The organism is Halohasta sp. A2 (genome assembly GCF_056175805.1).
In genome coordinates this window covers 1-14,518 of sequence record NZ_JAQFWV010000004.1, presented here as the reverse complement: position 1 = coordinate 14,518, position 14,518 = coordinate 1, and the positions used below count along the sequence as shown (strand labels likewise).

The 14,518-nt window shown below is 58.9% G+C and carries 18 protein-coding genes and 1 tRNA gene; 11 read left to right on the top strand and 8 right to left on the bottom strand.

The genetic code is table 11. The features are described from left to right. Window positions 1-542 precede the first annotated feature (542 nt). A complete protein-coding gene (locus O2S87_RS02310; RefSeq protein WP_475407190.1) occupies window positions 543-1,679 on the bottom strand; it encodes a tyrosine-type recombinase/integrase in 1,137 nt (378 codons plus the stop codon). Window positions 1,680-1,823: 144 nt separating this feature from the next. Here O2S87_RS02310 and O2S87_RS02305 point away from each other — a divergent pair. Beyond that, window positions 1,824-1,906 (top strand) — tRNA-Ser (locus tag O2S87_RS02305). 132 nt (window positions 1,907-2,038) lie between these two features. Here the strand turns inward: O2S87_RS02305 and O2S87_RS02300 are convergent. Next, a complete protein-coding gene (locus tag O2S87_RS02300) occupies window positions 2,039-2,536 on the bottom strand; it encodes a hypothetical protein (RefSeq protein ID WP_475407189.1) in 498 nt (165 codons plus the stop codon). A 117-nt stretch (window positions 2,537-2,653) separates the two neighbouring features. On the opposite strand from O2S87_RS02300, the gene O2S87_RS02295 reads away from it, so the two are divergent. From O2S87_RS02295 to O2S87_RS02285, 3 genes are all read left to right on the top strand, one after another. Continuing rightward, window positions 2,654-3,289 (top strand): DsbA family oxidoreductase, encoded by a 636-nt coding sequence (locus O2S87_RS02295; RefSeq protein WP_475407188.1) that lies wholly within the window; start codon window positions 2,654-2,656, stop codon window positions 3,287-3,289. A 64-nt stretch (window positions 3,290-3,353) separates the two neighbouring features. Next, on the top strand, window positions 3,354-4,268 hold the full coding sequence (locus O2S87_RS02290; protein WP_475407187.1) for an SDR family NAD(P)-dependent oxidoreductase: 915 nt from the start codon (window positions 3,354-3,356) through the stop codon (window positions 4,266-4,268). Between the two features lie 50 nt (window positions 4,269-4,318). Further along, window positions 4,319-4,792 carry an FKBP-type peptidyl-prolyl cis-trans isomerase gene (locus O2S87_RS02285; protein WP_475407186.1) on the top strand — a complete coding sequence of 158 codons (474 nt, stop codon included), beginning with the start codon at window positions 4,319-4,321 and terminating at the stop codon, window positions 4,790-4,792. A 101-nt stretch (window positions 4,793-4,893) separates the two neighbouring features. Here O2S87_RS02285 and O2S87_RS02280 read toward each other — a convergent pair whose 3' ends face one another. Both O2S87_RS02280 and O2S87_RS02275 read right to left on the bottom strand, forming a co-directional pair. Continuing rightward, on the bottom strand, window positions 4,894-5,160 hold the full coding sequence (locus tag O2S87_RS02280; protein ID WP_475407185.1) for an elongation factor 1-beta: 267 nt from the start codon (window positions 5,158-5,160) through the stop codon (window positions 4,894-4,896). Between the two features lie 2 nt (window positions 5,161-5,162). Continuing rightward, window positions 5,163-5,342: an HVO_2753 family zinc finger protein gene (locus O2S87_RS02275; RefSeq protein WP_475407184.1), complete on the bottom strand. Its 180-nt coding sequence runs from the start codon at window positions 5,340-5,342 to the stop codon at window positions 5,163-5,165. A gap of 86 nt (window positions 5,343-5,428) precedes the next feature. Here O2S87_RS02275 and O2S87_RS02270 point away from each other — a divergent pair, with 86 nt between their 5' ends. After that, window positions 5,429-5,881 carry a DUF8009 family protein gene (locus O2S87_RS02270; RefSeq protein WP_475407183.1) on the top strand — a complete coding sequence of 151 codons (453 nt, stop codon included), beginning with the start codon at window positions 5,429-5,431 and terminating at the stop codon, window positions 5,879-5,881. Window positions 5,882-5,960: 79 nt separating this feature from the next. Here O2S87_RS02270 and O2S87_RS02265 read toward each other — a convergent pair whose 3' ends face one another. The 3 genes from O2S87_RS02265 to O2S87_RS02255 all read right to left on the bottom strand — a co-directional run bounded on the left by O2S87_RS02265 (window position 5,961) and on the right by O2S87_RS02255 (window position 8,050). Then, entirely contained in the window at window positions 5,961-6,155 is a 195-nt protein-coding gene (locus tag O2S87_RS02265; protein WP_475407182.1) for a cold-shock protein, read from the bottom strand. A 115-nt stretch (window positions 6,156-6,270) separates the two neighbouring features. After that, complete coding sequence (locus O2S87_RS02260; protein ID WP_475407181.1) at window positions 6,271-6,930, bottom strand: DUF6517 family protein; 660 nt, start codon at window positions 6,928-6,930, stop codon at window positions 6,271-6,273. 166 nt (window positions 6,931-7,096) lie between these two features. After that, a complete protein-coding gene (locus O2S87_RS02255) occupies window positions 7,097-8,050 on the bottom strand; it encodes a transcription initiation factor IIB (RefSeq protein WP_475407180.1) in 954 nt (317 codons plus the stop codon). A gap of 358 nt (window positions 8,051-8,408) precedes the next feature. On the opposite strand from O2S87_RS02255, the gene O2S87_RS02250 reads away from it, so the two are divergent. Both O2S87_RS02250 and O2S87_RS02245 read left to right on the top strand, forming a co-directional pair. Next, window positions 8,409-9,035: an METTL5 family protein gene (locus O2S87_RS02250; RefSeq protein ID WP_475407179.1), complete on the top strand. Its 627-nt coding sequence runs from the start codon at window positions 8,409-8,411 to the stop codon at window positions 9,033-9,035. A gap of 152 nt (window positions 9,036-9,187) precedes the next feature. Then, complete coding sequence (locus O2S87_RS02245) at window positions 9,188-9,397, top strand: hypothetical protein (protein ID WP_475407178.1); 210 nt, start codon at window positions 9,188-9,190, stop codon at window positions 9,395-9,397. Between the two features lie 13 nt (window positions 9,398-9,410). On the opposite strand, the gene O2S87_RS02240 is transcribed toward O2S87_RS02245, so the two are convergent. Beyond that, window positions 9,411-9,671: a glutathione S-transferase N-terminal domain-containing protein gene (locus O2S87_RS02240; protein ID WP_475407177.1), complete on the bottom strand. Its 261-nt coding sequence runs from the start codon at window positions 9,669-9,671 to the stop codon at window positions 9,411-9,413. A gap of 122 nt (window positions 9,672-9,793) precedes the next feature. Here O2S87_RS02240 and O2S87_RS02235 point away from each other — a divergent pair, with 122 nt between their 5' ends. From O2S87_RS02235 to O2S87_RS02220, 4 genes are all read left to right on the top strand, one after another. Further along, the gene (locus O2S87_RS02235) at window positions 9,794-10,591 is read left to right on the top strand and encodes a ZIP family metal transporter (protein ID WP_475407176.1); all 798 of its coding nucleotides are present in this window, start codon (window positions 9,794-9,796) and stop codon (window positions 10,589-10,591) included. An 85-nt stretch (window positions 10,592-10,676) separates the two neighbouring features. Further along, the gene (gene rnz / locus O2S87_RS02230) at window positions 10,677-11,606 is read left to right on the top strand and encodes a ribonuclease Z (protein ID WP_475407175.1); all 930 of its coding nucleotides are present in this window, start codon (window positions 10,677-10,679) and stop codon (window positions 11,604-11,606) included. Window positions 11,607-11,689: 83 nt separating this feature from the next. Next, window positions 11,690-12,106 (top strand): response regulator, encoded by a 417-nt coding sequence (locus tag O2S87_RS02225; protein WP_475407174.1) that lies wholly within the window; start codon window positions 11,690-11,692, stop codon window positions 12,104-12,106. Between the two features lie 169 nt (window positions 12,107-12,275). Next, entirely contained in the window at window positions 12,276-14,243 is a 1,968-nt protein-coding gene (locus O2S87_RS02220) for a DUF460 domain-containing protein (protein ID WP_475407173.1), read from the top strand. Window positions 14,244-14,518: the final 275 nt, after the last annotated feature.

Genomic DNA, 14,518 nt, shown 5'->3' with positions numbered 1-14,518 from the left:
TATTGCTACACTATGCTACAAACGTCGGTTAATTATCTCTAAACTCAGTGATTAGCATCGAGACTGTCGATCCATACGGAATAGAATCAGATTCTCCGAAAACATCTTCGGCAATTTGGTCTAGCTCATTCTTTTCTTCTGGACTCACGGCAATTGTGGTGTTTCGCACAGACATTGTTGATGAATGTAATTGTTGATGAATAACTATTCAACTATAGAAACTCATGACTCTCCTTCATTATACAAGTAGGTCATACCCCCACTTAAAGAATCATGAAATACCATACCACGCATAAACGTTGCCCTATGTTAAAATATCTGAAACTAAATCACTAAATAAAAAATATACCCACTAACGAGACTGCTGTAGACAAAGAATGTATTATTTACAAATCTGCTAATTTTTATAGCATATTATCTTTTGGTACGAGTCCCTATGAACCGTAGGTTCCATTCGCAGTGTACCCAATTCTTGGTCTTCTACGAATCCTTATCATAGGTATATATCTGAACGGCAAAAAATGTGTTGTTACTGAATATCGTCACCCCATACGGTCAAGTGCATCACGTCTGTCCTCAATAGGAGTTTTGTCATATTTCATCGTTGTTTTTGGATTCGTATGACGTAGTTGGGATTGAGCAGCTGCTAATCCTTCCTCACGAGCCATATATGTGCCAACAGAATTACGAATCGAGTACCATGTTAGTGAACGGTTCTCAGTGTCGATCCCTGCTACGTCGGCAAGAGTTTCCAATACGTATTTGAGAGACGCTGATCCGTATGGGTTTCCGTGACGGGTTAACCAGAGTCGATCATTGTCTTCATATCGGTCGTATAATTCACGCTCCCTAAGCCACGTTGCGCACATTTCAGCGGTTGTATTCCGTAATGAGACGATCCAGTTTTCACGACTCTTTACCGATTGGCTACTCGGTATTCGGAGAACAGCATTATCAATGTCGACCCACGAAACCCGTGCTTTTCCTACTTCAGCAGGTCGCAACCCTGTATCAAGACTCACAGATACTAAGGTAGCATACTTGAATGACTCTGCGTCTTCAAAATCATCAGGTGAAACGTCATTTAGTGGTTTACCCGTTCTTTCAGCGAGATAGTGCTTCCATTTGTTTCTTTCATCTGGTGATAGAGCAGCATATGATGGGATGCTGTCGTACACTAACGCTGCTTCACGGATCGCTGTTCGTTCCTCGCGGGTCAAATAGTCCCTTGGAGCGTGGGAACTGGTGGCTCCAAATGAAATGGAGGTTGTCCACTCTTTGGTATTTGAATGCCACCTATACAATGATTTGAGGGATTTCACGACGTTTTCTTTGTGGTGTCGAGAAGTATCACCACGTGCTAACTCACGGATGTACGCATCAGCATGATCCGTATTGATGGCAGTAGAGTATCCATCGTTCACATCCTTCCAAAACCATCTGTAAAAGGCGTCTGTGTCGTATGCCCGTCGTTTGACTACATCATAGGCATATCCTTCCATTGTATCTGGTGACTTTCCACGGAGTGAGAGCCATTCAATGAACCCACGTCGATGGCTTCTGTACTCGATTCTTTGTCTCTCATTCAGTTTGTTTCTGGTTGGTTCAGTTACTAATACAATTCCGTTGTGTCGGTCTTTAGCTGGTGCTTTTTGTGTCTCAAACGAGTCTGTTGTCATGGTTCAATTGAGGTTCGATTAGCGTCGTTGGTTGGATGCAATCCAATACATGTGACAACGACTCGGTTAACTGGCATCCCGTCGTTAGGGTCTGAGCACAGACCAGAACCGTTTTTATCGTCGTCGACCTCAGTTCGGACGCGGGGTGGGATGGCAGAGTGGACTATTGCGCCTGCCTTGAAAGCAGGTGGCCTTCGGCCTCCAGGGTTCGAATCCCTGTCCCACCGCATTCTGCCGCGAGCAACGTCCGCGAGCGGCTGCTGCGGTGGATGGGATTCGAACAGCGAACAGATCTTTGATCTGTGAGTGAGTTCGAATCCCTGTCCCACCGCCGTCGACCGATCATATACAAATCCTACTTAAAACCGAACAACGGCATCGACGATCCCAACCGTCTGGCCAATCCCAACCAACGCGAGTCCGACGAGACCGGACCTAACACCAATCAGCGAGAGTATATAAATAATCGCGCCAAACCCTCCGACGGCAGCACTTGTGAAATATATTACCGCGGCGTCGTCAAGCAGTCGACCCGTGTAGGCCAACCCAACGGCGGGCAGGACCATCCACCCCACGAGGCTCGTTGTGAGAAGGGGAGTCGAATCGAAGACAAAGCCCGCGACCCCCGCGAGTGTCACCGCGAGGCCGACGACCATCACCGCCCGCCAGCCCGCGAGCGCGCCAGTCGACATGTCGGCCCAGCCGGTTGCCAGGAAGAACGTGATGAACGCGGCCATCACGAGGTGGGCGATGAAGATCGACCGCGATGCCACGAGGTCGAGATGGGCGGCCGCGACGAACACCCATGCCAAGGGAACGAGCAGTCCTGGACCGCTTTCTCGGAGCTGTTGAAGCATAGTTGCGTATTGTGACGCGATTGATAAGAGAATAGTTGGTCGCTCGATCTCACGGCTGTGCAACGTCGGCTCACACCACCACCCTGCTTTTCCGGCTGAGTCCCGTGCGATTAACCGATGAGTACGCAATCCACTGAGCAGATCACCGTCTACTCCGACTACGTCTGTCCGTTCTGCTATCTCGGCCGCGAGTCGCTCTCGCGGTATCAAGAAACCCGCGACGAGGAGTTGGCGATCGACTGGCATCCCTTCGATCTCCGGAGCGGGAAACGCAACCCCGACGGCACGATCGATTACTCGGTCGACGACGGCAAGGACGACGCCTACTTCGAGCAGGCCAAACAGTCCGTTCGCCGCCTTCAAGAGAAATACGACGTCGAGATGGAACTTGATCTCGCCATCGAGGTCGACTCCTTCGGTGCCCAGATCGCCGCCTACTACGTTGCCGAACAGTACCCCTATGACACGTGGCTTGAGTTCGACGAGGCGATCTTCGAGGCACTCTGGACCGAGGGTCGCGATATCGGTGACGTAGACGTGCTCGCCGACCTCGCCGACGAGGTGGGTATCGACCCCGACGAAATCCGTGCGGCGATAGAGGACGATAATCTGCGCGAGCGGATCGAAGCCGAGTGGACCAGCGCCCAGCAGCAGGGGATCACCGGTGTGCCGACCTTCGCCTACGACGGGTACGCAGCCCGTGGCGCAGTGCCGCCCGAACAGCTCCGGCGGCTCGTCGAAGGCGTCGAGTAACTAACCCTGACCGTAACGTCTGCAGCGACCGAGTACCTTTGGCCGTCCAGCCCTTCGATTATCTATGGAAGACCGACCGGAACGGATCGCTGGCGTCGACGGTGTCGACCTCTCGGAGAAATACGCACTCGTCACCGGGTCGACCAGCGGAATCGGCCGCGAGACCGCACTCGCCGTCGGTCGGCTCGGGGCGAACGTGATGGTCCACGGCCGCGACGCCGACGCCGGAAGGGAGGTCGTCGACGAACTGACCGCGATGGGACGGGAGGCGACATTTGAAAAGGCGGATTTCGCCAGCGTCGACGACGTGCGGGATCTCGCAGTGGCCGTCGGCGAGTGGACCGATGAACTCGACGTGCTCTGCAATAACGCCGGGGGCCTGTTTCGGGAGGGTCGACTAACCGATCTCGGCGTCGAGTACACGTTCCACGTCAACCACCTCTCGCCGTATCTGCTGACCGCCGAGTTGCTGCCGACACTGGCTGATGACGCCCGGATTGTCACCACCTCGTCGGACGCCCACCGAGGTGTCGACATCGATTTCGAGGCCATCCGGTCGGTCGACTCCTACTCGGGGTTTCGGGCCTACCAGCGGTCGAAGCTGGCGAACGTTCTGTTCACCGTTGAGTTGGCCCGGCGGCTCGACCAAACGGATCGGCATATTACTGCCAACGCGTTTCATCCGGGAGCGATCCCTGGTAGCAGCTTTGGGCGGTTCCTCCCCGGCCCACTTCCCCGGATTTTGAGCGGACTTAGTGCACTGCCGATGGTTCCAACGGTCTCTGATGGAGCAGCAACAGCTGTGTATCTCGCCGCTTCGCCTCGGGTCGATGCCGTGTCGGGTCGCTACTTCGTCGACTGCAAGCCGATCAATCCATCGCGGGCCGCTCGTGACCGGACAACCCAAAAACGGCTCTGGCAGCAGAGTGCGGCGCTGTTGGGTATCGACGACCCGGTACCGGATGAGAAAGCGCGATAACCGACGGGTCGACCGACTCGTTTTACTGTCACGACCGCCGAGACGTGCGTATGAGTATCGAGACTGGAGACAGTGCCACGATCGAATACGTCGGACGCTTCGAGGATGGCAGCGTCTTCGATACCTCGCGCTTCGAGGTCGCTGCCGAAGTCGGCCTCGTCGAGGCACAGGAAACCGACGAAGACGACTACGGCCCGCTGTCGTTCACGGTCGGCGAGGGCGACGTAATCGAGGGCCTCGACGAGGCGGTCGTCGGCATGGCCGAGGGCGACGAGAAGACGGTCACCATTCCACCTGAAAAAGGATACGGCGAGTTCAACGACGAGTGGGTCCGCGAGTACGACGCCGAGACGTTCGAGGGGATGGTCGGCACTCCCCCGGAAGTGGGAATGCACGTCCATGCCGAAAACGGGCTCCACGGCGACGTAACCGCGGTTCGTGAAACCGTCGTCGAAGTCGACTTCAATCACGAGTTGGCCGACAACACGCTCGTCTTCGAAATCGAAATCCTCGGTGTTTGGTAGGTCGAAGTCGATTATTTTTGGATAGTCGTCGCTGGTGCGTGCAACGATACTACTGCGGACGCTATCGGGAGCGTCCGAAACAGTGCAGCGAAAAACAGTAGTTAAACGCGGCCGACGTTCTCGACGGCGACGCTTTCGACGTCGTCGACGCCGCTGAAGGCTTCTTCGACGACTTCAGTGCCGCCAGCGCCGTCGGCGACGAGGACGGTCGGCAGGAGTGCGACGAGGCCGAACGCGACGTTGTCGCGTTCGAAGCCGTTGATCTGTGCGCCCTCTGGCAGCGAGGCTTCGAGCCGTTCTTGAAGGTCGTCGAGGTCGACGTCCGGGCTGGACGGCATGACCTTCATTTTGGCGGCGACTTTCCCCATCGTTATGGCCCCCGGAATCCGCAGTCGGGACACTCATAGAGGTTGCTCTGCTTGCGGCATTTGGCACAGCGGTGGATATCGGCACCGCAGTCCGGACAGCTGAACGACGCGGCGTTCATGCCTGCGACCTTGATGCCACAGGAGACGCACTGTCGCTCGGTTTCTTGTGCGGATTCGCTCATACCACTACTGACCGGAGCGCGGCTTTTAACGATTGTCTTTCGGGTGCCGCCGAAACGGTTTGGTCCATTCGGCCCAATCAGACTGTATGCCCACTCACCATAGGCGAGACACCGACGAAAGGCTGGTCGGAAACGTCGATCCGGCGGCGATCCGCTCGGTCGCGATCACGGTCGACGATCTCGTCGCTGCACTCGAAGCCAATCTGAGCGCCGATCGTGGGGCAGTCCTGCGAATCACGCCGCCGTTTTCGGGGCGAATGCGCGCCCGGCTTCATCTCGCTGGCGGCGAGGGTAGCTACGACGGCGACGTCGACCCGGTCCATCTCGGTCCGGAGTCGCTCGTGACTGATGTGCCGCCGTATCCAACCGCCGACGAGACCGCCGAGTCAGCGGCTGACGCCGATCTCGATGCGCAGCGACGCCAGCACACTGCCCGCATCGAGCAGTGGCGTCAGACAGTCCGTGGTCGACTCGGCGAGCGGTGTCGCTTGGAAGCGACGCCCGAGGACGTCGACGTGCGGCTGCTGTGGCTCGGTTGACTCCAACGTGGGTGGTCTCACCAGAACACAGCGGTCGCTCGGTCGTACTAAATAAGTAAAACCGGTGTTCGTTTGCCAGTCAGACGCGCTGGAGGTTCTTCGCGCGCGGGCCTTTGTCGGCCTGCACGATGTCGAACTCGACGTCCTCACCCTCTTCGAGGTCAGGACCGCCGACGTCTTCCATGTGGAAGAACACGTCGTCGTCCGCGTCGTCTGTTTCGATGAATCCGTAGCCGCCTGTGTCGTTAAAGAACGCAACCGTACCTTTTGCCATTCGCGATTTCTCCATGCGTGGCAACGATGCTCACACACATATAGCTATGGGTGTGGTCGATCGATAGTGGTCGCTTTCGCTCCGCGAGTATCCCGGCGATCACCCTGAGCCGGCGTTACTCCCACTCGGAGGCGTCGTCGACCGGATGGTCGATACCATCGAAAAGGGCCGTGATATTGTCTTTTTCGGCATCTTCGAGTTCTTGTGGGTACGCTCCCGCACCGATCACGATGTCGCCTTCGTGTTCGACTGCGGTCACGTGTATGTAGATCGGGACCCGTTCGCCGTTGAACTCGGCTTCCGCATCGAACATCGAGATCGTCGCGTCTTCGCCGAGAACGGTCCGTTCGGTGTCGTCGACCTCCTCGTCGACCGAGAGTTCGCCGAACTCACCGCTGACATAGTCGAGGATCTCCTCGTTGTCGGCATCGGCGATCGGATTGAACGACTTACCAGCGACTTCGAACGCAGGCGTCGAGATGACGCCGAACACACTTCCTTCGGCCTCAGTGTCACCGATCGTTTTGGTGTAGATCGTCGCGTAGTTGGTCGCCTCGATCTCTCGGGACTCCCCGGCGGCCTCGACCTCTCGGGAGATCGTCTCTTCGCGTCGGTCTTCGAGTTCGTGGCCCGTCTCGTCGAGCGCCGATGCGTCGACTTCGCCAGGATCGGCCTCTCTCGCGATCGGCTCGTCTCCCGACGCCAACTCGGAACAACCGCTCAGTGCTGTCATCCCCACCGCGCCCATCAGTAATGCCCGCCGACGTGTGAACATCTCACCTCCCTTTAGAATCTCTCTTTGATAAATATCATTGATGTATAATGAAACGAGACAGTTGGAATAAACACAAATAAACTGGTATACTATTGGAACGCTTCGACACACCGTTCGGTAGTCTGTTGGTCGACTCGACAGAGAACGTCCGTGGTGTGTCGACGGGTTAGCGGAAGCCCATCGCTTCGATCTGTTCTTGATATCGATTCCGGATGGTGACCTCAGTCACTTGGGCGACGTCAGCGACTTCACGCTGGGTTTTCTTCTCGTTGCAGAGCAACGAGGCCGCGTAGATCGCCGCCGCCGCGAAGCCCGTGGGCGATTTGCCGGACAGCAGGCCCTGTTCGGCAGAGACGTCGATAATCTCGGTCGCCTTGGCTTGGACCTCTTCGCTGAGGCCAAGCGAGGAGGCGAACCGAGGAACGAACTGTTTGGGGTCGACCGGCCGAAGTTCGAGACCGAGTTCCTGCGAAATGTACCGATACGTCCGGCCGATCTCCTTTTGCGGAACCCGCGATACCTCAGCGACCTCGTCGAGCGAGCGTGGAATGCCCTCCTGTCGACAGGCAGCGTAGAGGGCGGCGGTTGCGACGCCTTCGATCGAGCGCCCGCGAATCAGGTCCTCGCTGAGCGCGCGTCGGTAGATAACTGAAGCGACCTCGCGTACCGACCGGGGAACGCCTAGCGCGCTCGCCATCCGGTCGATCTCGCTGAGCGCGAACTGCAGGTTGCGTTCGCCAGCGTCCTTGGTGCGGATGCGCTCTTGCCACTTGCGCAGGCGGTGCATCTGGCTTCGTTTTTCTGACGACAGCGACCGTCCATAGGCGTCTTTGTCCTTCCAGTCGATGGTCGTCGTCAGCCCGCGGTCGTGCATCGTCTCGGTGATCGGTGCGCCGACCCGGGATTTGCTCTGTCTTTCCGAGTGATTGAACGCCCGCCACTCCGGGCCGCGGTCGATCTGCTGTTCGTCGAGAACCAACCCACAGTCATCACAGACCAGCTCGCCTTGATCGGCGTCGGTGATGATCTCATCTGAGCCGCACTCCGGACAGGTGAGGGTTTCGTCCGACTGTTGTTCCGATTCTCGCTCCTGTTGGCGCTGCCTGCTCGGACGTTCCATTATAAGGTTTGTGGTTCTACCCATATTTAAAAGTTATTGAAATATTACCGACTTGTCTAATGAAATAAACGTCAGACACGACGGTCGACGGCTCGACGAAATCGCCTGAATCGACCGGGATCGGCGTCGACAGGTCTCGTGTTCGTGTCGTGACGGGTGGCGGGCCGCATAGCGTCTCCATAGGCAGCCAGTCGGCTATGTATGCTTTCTGTTAGTGCAATCGGGACACCTCCTGCCGTTGTTTCAAGGGTCGATTTCGCTGTAAGGCTTTTTGCGTCGACGGCGAAGAACTACTGTATGATGCCTGATCGCCGCCCACGGTGTGGCCGGGACCGTTCGATCACCGGAGGAGACTGAGATGGCGACCAAACGCGAACTCGAAGGCCAGCTCGCGGTCGTCGCGGGCTTCGAGAACCCACGGGCGTCGCTCGAACAGTATCCGACGCCACCAGAACTGGCCGCCCACGTCATCCATCTGGCCGACTTACAGGGCGACATCGAAGCTCGAACAGTCGTCGACCTCGGCGCTGGCACGGGGATGTTCAGCCTTGGGGCGGCCCTGCGGAGCCCCGAGCGAGTCGTGGCGCTCGAACTCGACCGTCAGCCGCTCCGAACCGCGATCGAAAACCGTCGACGCGTCGGGACAACCACGCCGATTCACTGGATACAGGCGGATGCAACGCGGCCACCGCTTCGGCTTTCGGAGCCCGTGACGGTCGTGATGAACCCGCCGTTCGGCGCCCAAAACGGCCAGGAGGGTGCCGATCGAGCCTTTCTCGAAATCGCCGCCGAACTCGCCCGCGTCTCGTACTCCGTGCACAACACGGGCAGCCAGGAGTTCATCGAGGCGTTCGCTGCCGACAACGGCGGCGAGGTGACCCACGCTTTCGCGGCCACCTTCGAGATGCCCCGGCAGTTCGACCACCACACCGAGGAGAAACGCGACGTCGACACAGAGGTGTACCGCATCGAGTGGAACCGCTAGCGCAAACGTAGATCCATACACGTCCATCTCGGGTGCACCTCGTCGAGACGTCCTGGGCCACATCTCGTCGATGTGCTTGTCGGACAGTGGGCGGTTCTGGCGACCTGCACAGCGTCACAATCGGTTATATTAACACGAGAGTACTAGACCAAATGACACTGCGAGGAACCTTCGCGTTCGTCTTCGTCGCCGGAGTCATCACCGCGTTGGCGATTGGATCGGCGCGCTCGCGTTTTTCGCTTTCGAGACGATCAGCGACCGGCAGAACGTCCTGCTGTGAGGCCTCATATCACGCTACCGGGCCTCGTATCGGGTATCATGCTGTCGGCGTCGAACTCCGACCCTACGCCGAAGAGTTTTGAAAGTAGCGGCTGACTACCCGGAGTGTTCGTCGAGGTACTCAACGATGTCGTCGCTTTCGTACATCGTGACGCCGCTGGCGGTGTCGACGAGATACGGGATCTGATCTGCGCCACCGGCGGTCAGTTCGTCGTGCGTAACGTCGTTGGTCACGTCGCCACCCACGTCGCCGGGCAGCCGGGGGTTGTGAATGACGTAGGAGACGCCGAGTTCCGACAGCTTCTCACGGACTTTCGCGCAGTGTGGGCAGCCTTCGGATTGGTACAGTTCGAGCATGACTACAAGATGTATTTGAGCAGCCAGCTAATTACATGCTCGTTTTCTGGGCTGGCTGATCGATAATTATCCATATACGGTCGACGGGTGGTTTATTCTTTCGCAGATAGTAGTGCCTGTTGATGGAATTACTGGGGAACCTCACCTTCGTCTTCGTCGCTGGCTTGCTCACCGCGCTGGCGACCGGGATCGGCGCGCTGCCGTTTTTCTTTTTCGAGACGATCAGCGACCGGCGGAACATCGTGTTGTGGGGGCTCGCTTCGGGGATCATGGTCTCGGCGTCGCTGTTCGGGCTCGTCGAAGAAGGACTCAGCGAGGGAAGTGGGTGGGAGATCGCCGTCGGAATGGCCGCGGGCGTGCTGCTCGTTATTATCGCGCACGAACTGCTGGTCGACGCCGAAATCGACCCCCAAGAGTACGAGGAGGCCGATTTCAAAAAGCTCGTTCTCATTCTCGGGATTCTGACCGTCCACAGCTTCCCCGAGGGGGTTGCGGTCGGTGTCTCATTTGCTGATATCGGCTTAGCGGGCGGGACCCAGATTCTCGGCGCGACCGTGCCCGTGTTAGCGATTTTCATGACAGTCGCCATCTCGATTCACAACATCCCCGAGGGGACAGCGATCTCGATCCCGCTCAAATCGATGGGCGTGGCCAACTGGAAACTGGTCTGGTGGGCGGTGTTTTCGAGTCTCCCACAGCCTATCGGCGCGGTGCTCGCCTTCGGGTTCGTCCGAGTCGCCCGCGAGTTCCTCCCGTTCGGCTTTGGCTTTGCGGCCGGGGCGATGATCTATCTCGTCGTCTCGGAGTTCATCCCCGAAGCACTCGATCTCGGCGAGAACGTCCCCAGCGGTGGGAAACCCGAGTTGGTCGGCGGCATCGCGCTCGGCGTGATCCTGATGTTGCCGCTCAGGTACGTTTGAGTCCGGTCGACACGCGCGTTCGCGGCGCTCTAGCGACCACGGACGTTCCGAAGGGCGTTTAGTCGCCCGCGGTCGACTCCCTTCCATGTCGTTACGTGTGACTTTTCTCGGCACCAGCGGGGCCGTGCCGACGACCGACCGGGCCCCCAGTGCGATCTGTATCAACCGCGAGGGCGACGGCCTCTTGTTCGACTGTGGCGAGGGCACACAGCGACAGATGATGCGGTTCGGTACCGGCTTCGATATTACGGCGATTTTTATTACACATCTCCACGGCGACCATATTCTCGGGATTCCAGGACTCGTCCAGAGTTGGAGTTTCAACGGCCGCGAGGATCCACTCACCATCTACACCCCCCAGGGAACGGGCCACGACATCGAGACCCTGCTGACGGTCGGCGACTACACACCGGCGTTTCCGGTCGACATCGTCGAAGTCAGCGCTGGTGACGTCGTCCGCGAGACCGACGAGTACGAGGTTCAGGTGTTCCAGACCCATCACCAGACCAATGCAGTCGGCTACGTGCTCGTCGAGTTCGACCGCCCCGGCCGGTTCGATCGCGAGAAAGCCGAAACGGAGTTGGGGATTCCACCGGGACCCGCCTACGGTCGACTCCACACCGGAGAGTCGATCGAACTTGACGATGGCCGCGTGATCGAGCCCGACGAAGTCGTCGGTGAGCCACGACCGGGCCGAAAAGTAGTGTATACGGGCGATACGCGACCGGTCGACGCGACGGTCGAGGTCGCTCAGGATGCGGACCTCCTGATCCACGATGCGACGTTCGCGGCCGACAACGCCGACCGCGCCCGGTCGACTGCCCACTCGACTGGTGGCGAAGCCGGTGAGATCGCCGCTCGCGCCGGAGCAACGCGACTCGCACTGACACACATCTCCTCGCGCTATGCGGCCGACCCATCACCCATCAGACGGGAGGCCGAAGCCGCGTTCGACGGCGAGGTGTTTATCGCGACCGACGGCCAGATTCTCGAACTTCCGTATCCCAGCGAGTAAGCCGGCTTACGGTCTCGTCGACTATAGAGCACACAGTAGCCCTCGTAGCAGCCCTTTTCGGCACTGCGTTCGGAGCGATATGTATGACGGTCACCTCCGCTGTTCGGCTGCTCGTGGTCACCGACGACTCGCTGTTCGGCGACTACACGACCGCCGCATTCGGCCGATCTCCCAAGCTGTCGATCGACTGTGCGTCGACGCTCTCGGCGGCCCGTTCGATGCTCGCCCGTCGGTCGGTCGACTGTGTCGTCTTGGACACGGAGCTTTCGGACCGTGGCGTTCGAGAGCTTCATCAAACGCTTCGGTGCGAGCGACCGCAGCTTCCGGTAGTGCTTGCCGCCGAACGACCGCGGGCCGAGCTTCCCGCTTCGGTTTCCTGCCACGCTTTCGTCCGAAAAGGTGGGCCGAACATGGGCACATCGCTCGTGACCGTGGTTCGAATTCTCGTCGAAGCGAGCTCCAGCGATAGCCACGACACACCCCCAACGACCGCGGCCTAACGTCGACGCGACAGTCGACTGACCCTTGACGCGACAGTCGACCGACCCTTGACGCGACAGTCGACCGACCCTTGACGCAGCAGTTGACCTACCACCGACTGGTCCATGAGACCGGTTTGTGTGTCACCGACGGCGTGGAGTATTTACTGCCTGCGGTTCTATCAAGGGTGTGACCGTCCGGACGAACGCACTCGACGGGCCGGTGTTCGGCGTCGACATCCAGAGCGGCGACATTCGCGGCGATGCGCCCTCCTACGCACTCGCCGTCCTGGACGATGGCGAAATCGAGCGGGACGTCGTCTCGTTTCGCAAACTCTGTCGACTGATCAAAAACGACGAGCCAGCGCTGTTGGCGACCGACAACGTCTACGAACTCGCCGAGGACAAAGACGCCCTCGTCGGCTTTCTCCGGCGGCTCCCTTCAGCAACGACGCTCGTCCAAGTGACGGGCGACGAGCGGCCCGAACCCCTCTCGCGGGTTGCGGCCCGTCACGGCGTCCCATACGGCAAAAAGCCGATGAAGGAGGCCGAGGCTGCCGCCCGACTCGCCGCGGCCAACGTCGGCTGTGAGGTTTCGGCGTTTACGAACACGACGACCGTCAAGGTTTCTCGGGGGCGGTCGACCGGCAAGGGCGGCTGGAGCCAGGACCGCTACACACGCCGGATTCACGGCAGCGTCAAACGGATGGCCCGAAAGGCCGAATCCAAGCTGAAGAAGGCGAACCTGGAGTTCGAGACTGACATCACCGAAAAGTACGGTGGCTTTTCGAACGCAACGTTCACTGTCGAAGCGACACCATCCGAACTGCCGGTTTCGAGCCACCGTGCGGGCGATACGCGAATCGAAATCGAGCGCGAGCAGCGCGACGGGATCAGCTACGAACCCCTCGTCACGCGGCGCGACCGGGTGATCGTCGGCATCGACCCCGGCACGACCACCGCGGCGGCGGTCGTCTCGCTCGATGGGCGCGTCCTGGATCGGTTTTCGAGCCGAACCGTCGACACCGCCGAACTCATCGAGTGGCTGATCGACCGCGGTCGACCACTGATCGTCGCTGCCGACGTGACGCCGATGCCCCAAACAGTCGAAAAGTTCCGGCGGAGCTTCGACGCGACGAGCTGGATACCACCAAGCGATATTCCAATCGATGAAAAGGTCCACCGGACCCGCGACCACGAGTACGAAAACGACCACGAGCGCGATGCGATGGCAGCAGCCCTCTATGCCTACGACGACCACGAAGACCAGTTCGATCGGATCGCCCGCAAAACCCCCCGACAGTTCGACCGCGAGGAGGTGATCGCCCACGTCGTCGCCGGAGGAGCCTCGGTCGAGGCCGCCCTGCGGGAGCTGTCGGACGAACCCGATCCGGACGACGAGGAGCAGCACCACGAGCCGCGGGAGCTCTCCGAGGAGGAACGGCGGATCAAAGCGTTGGAAAATCAGGTCGACCGCTTGCAGTCGCACACCGACGAACTCGAAGCGACACTCGACGAACGCGAGTCGACTATCGAGGAGTATAAAAAGGAGCTGTCGGATGCACGACGCAAAGAGCGCCAGGAGGCCAGAGAACGCCGAGAGATCTCCCAGCGAAACCGCGAGATCAATCGGCTCGAACGCGAGCGTGACGAGGCCAGACAGCGAGCCGACGAGTTGGAATCGAAGCTGGATCGACTCAAGGAGCTCTGGAAACTCGACCACTCGAACGTCGACTGGGCTGGCGACCGGAACCTCGTCTCGGTGAAGGTGGTCGACCAGTTCACCAAGCATGCGATCGACGCGGTCGACGAGAACATCGGCCTGACGAGCGGCGATATCGTCTACTTCCGGGATGCCTCGGGAGCCGGCCGGAGCACCGCCGAACGATTGGCCGAGATCGAGCCCCGTGTCGTCCTGCGGGAGGGCGGGCTGTCGGATGCGGCCGACGAGGTGCTCTTTGAGGCTGAGATTCCGGTTGGTCCCGCCAAGGACGTCTCGATTCAAGAGATCGACGAGTTGGCAGTCGTGGATGACGAGGAAATCGAAGCCGTGATCGACGACTGGCAACAGCGGGCCGAAGAGCGAAAACGCGAACAGAACGCGAGCATGGTCGACGAACTCATCAGCGAACACCGCGCTGATACGAAAAGCAGCTGATGACGGCTACCTATTATTTATAACGGCAAATTATCCGTCCAGACAATGCGGAGTGTGAGTGAACTACCCCACCCTATCGCTCGCCTGACGGCTCACGCTTGAGGGTGTCGTCAGAACTCTCTGAGTTCTGACTGCTAACCAGAAGTCTGGAGTGGTCTGCGCTATGTTTGAATCTACGGAGCGCGTATAGGCGCTAATGAAGGCTTCTCGTCGGACCAAGTTGGTGAAACATCTGTCGGAAAAAGAGCTTGATGACGCGATCAATGAAGCACAAA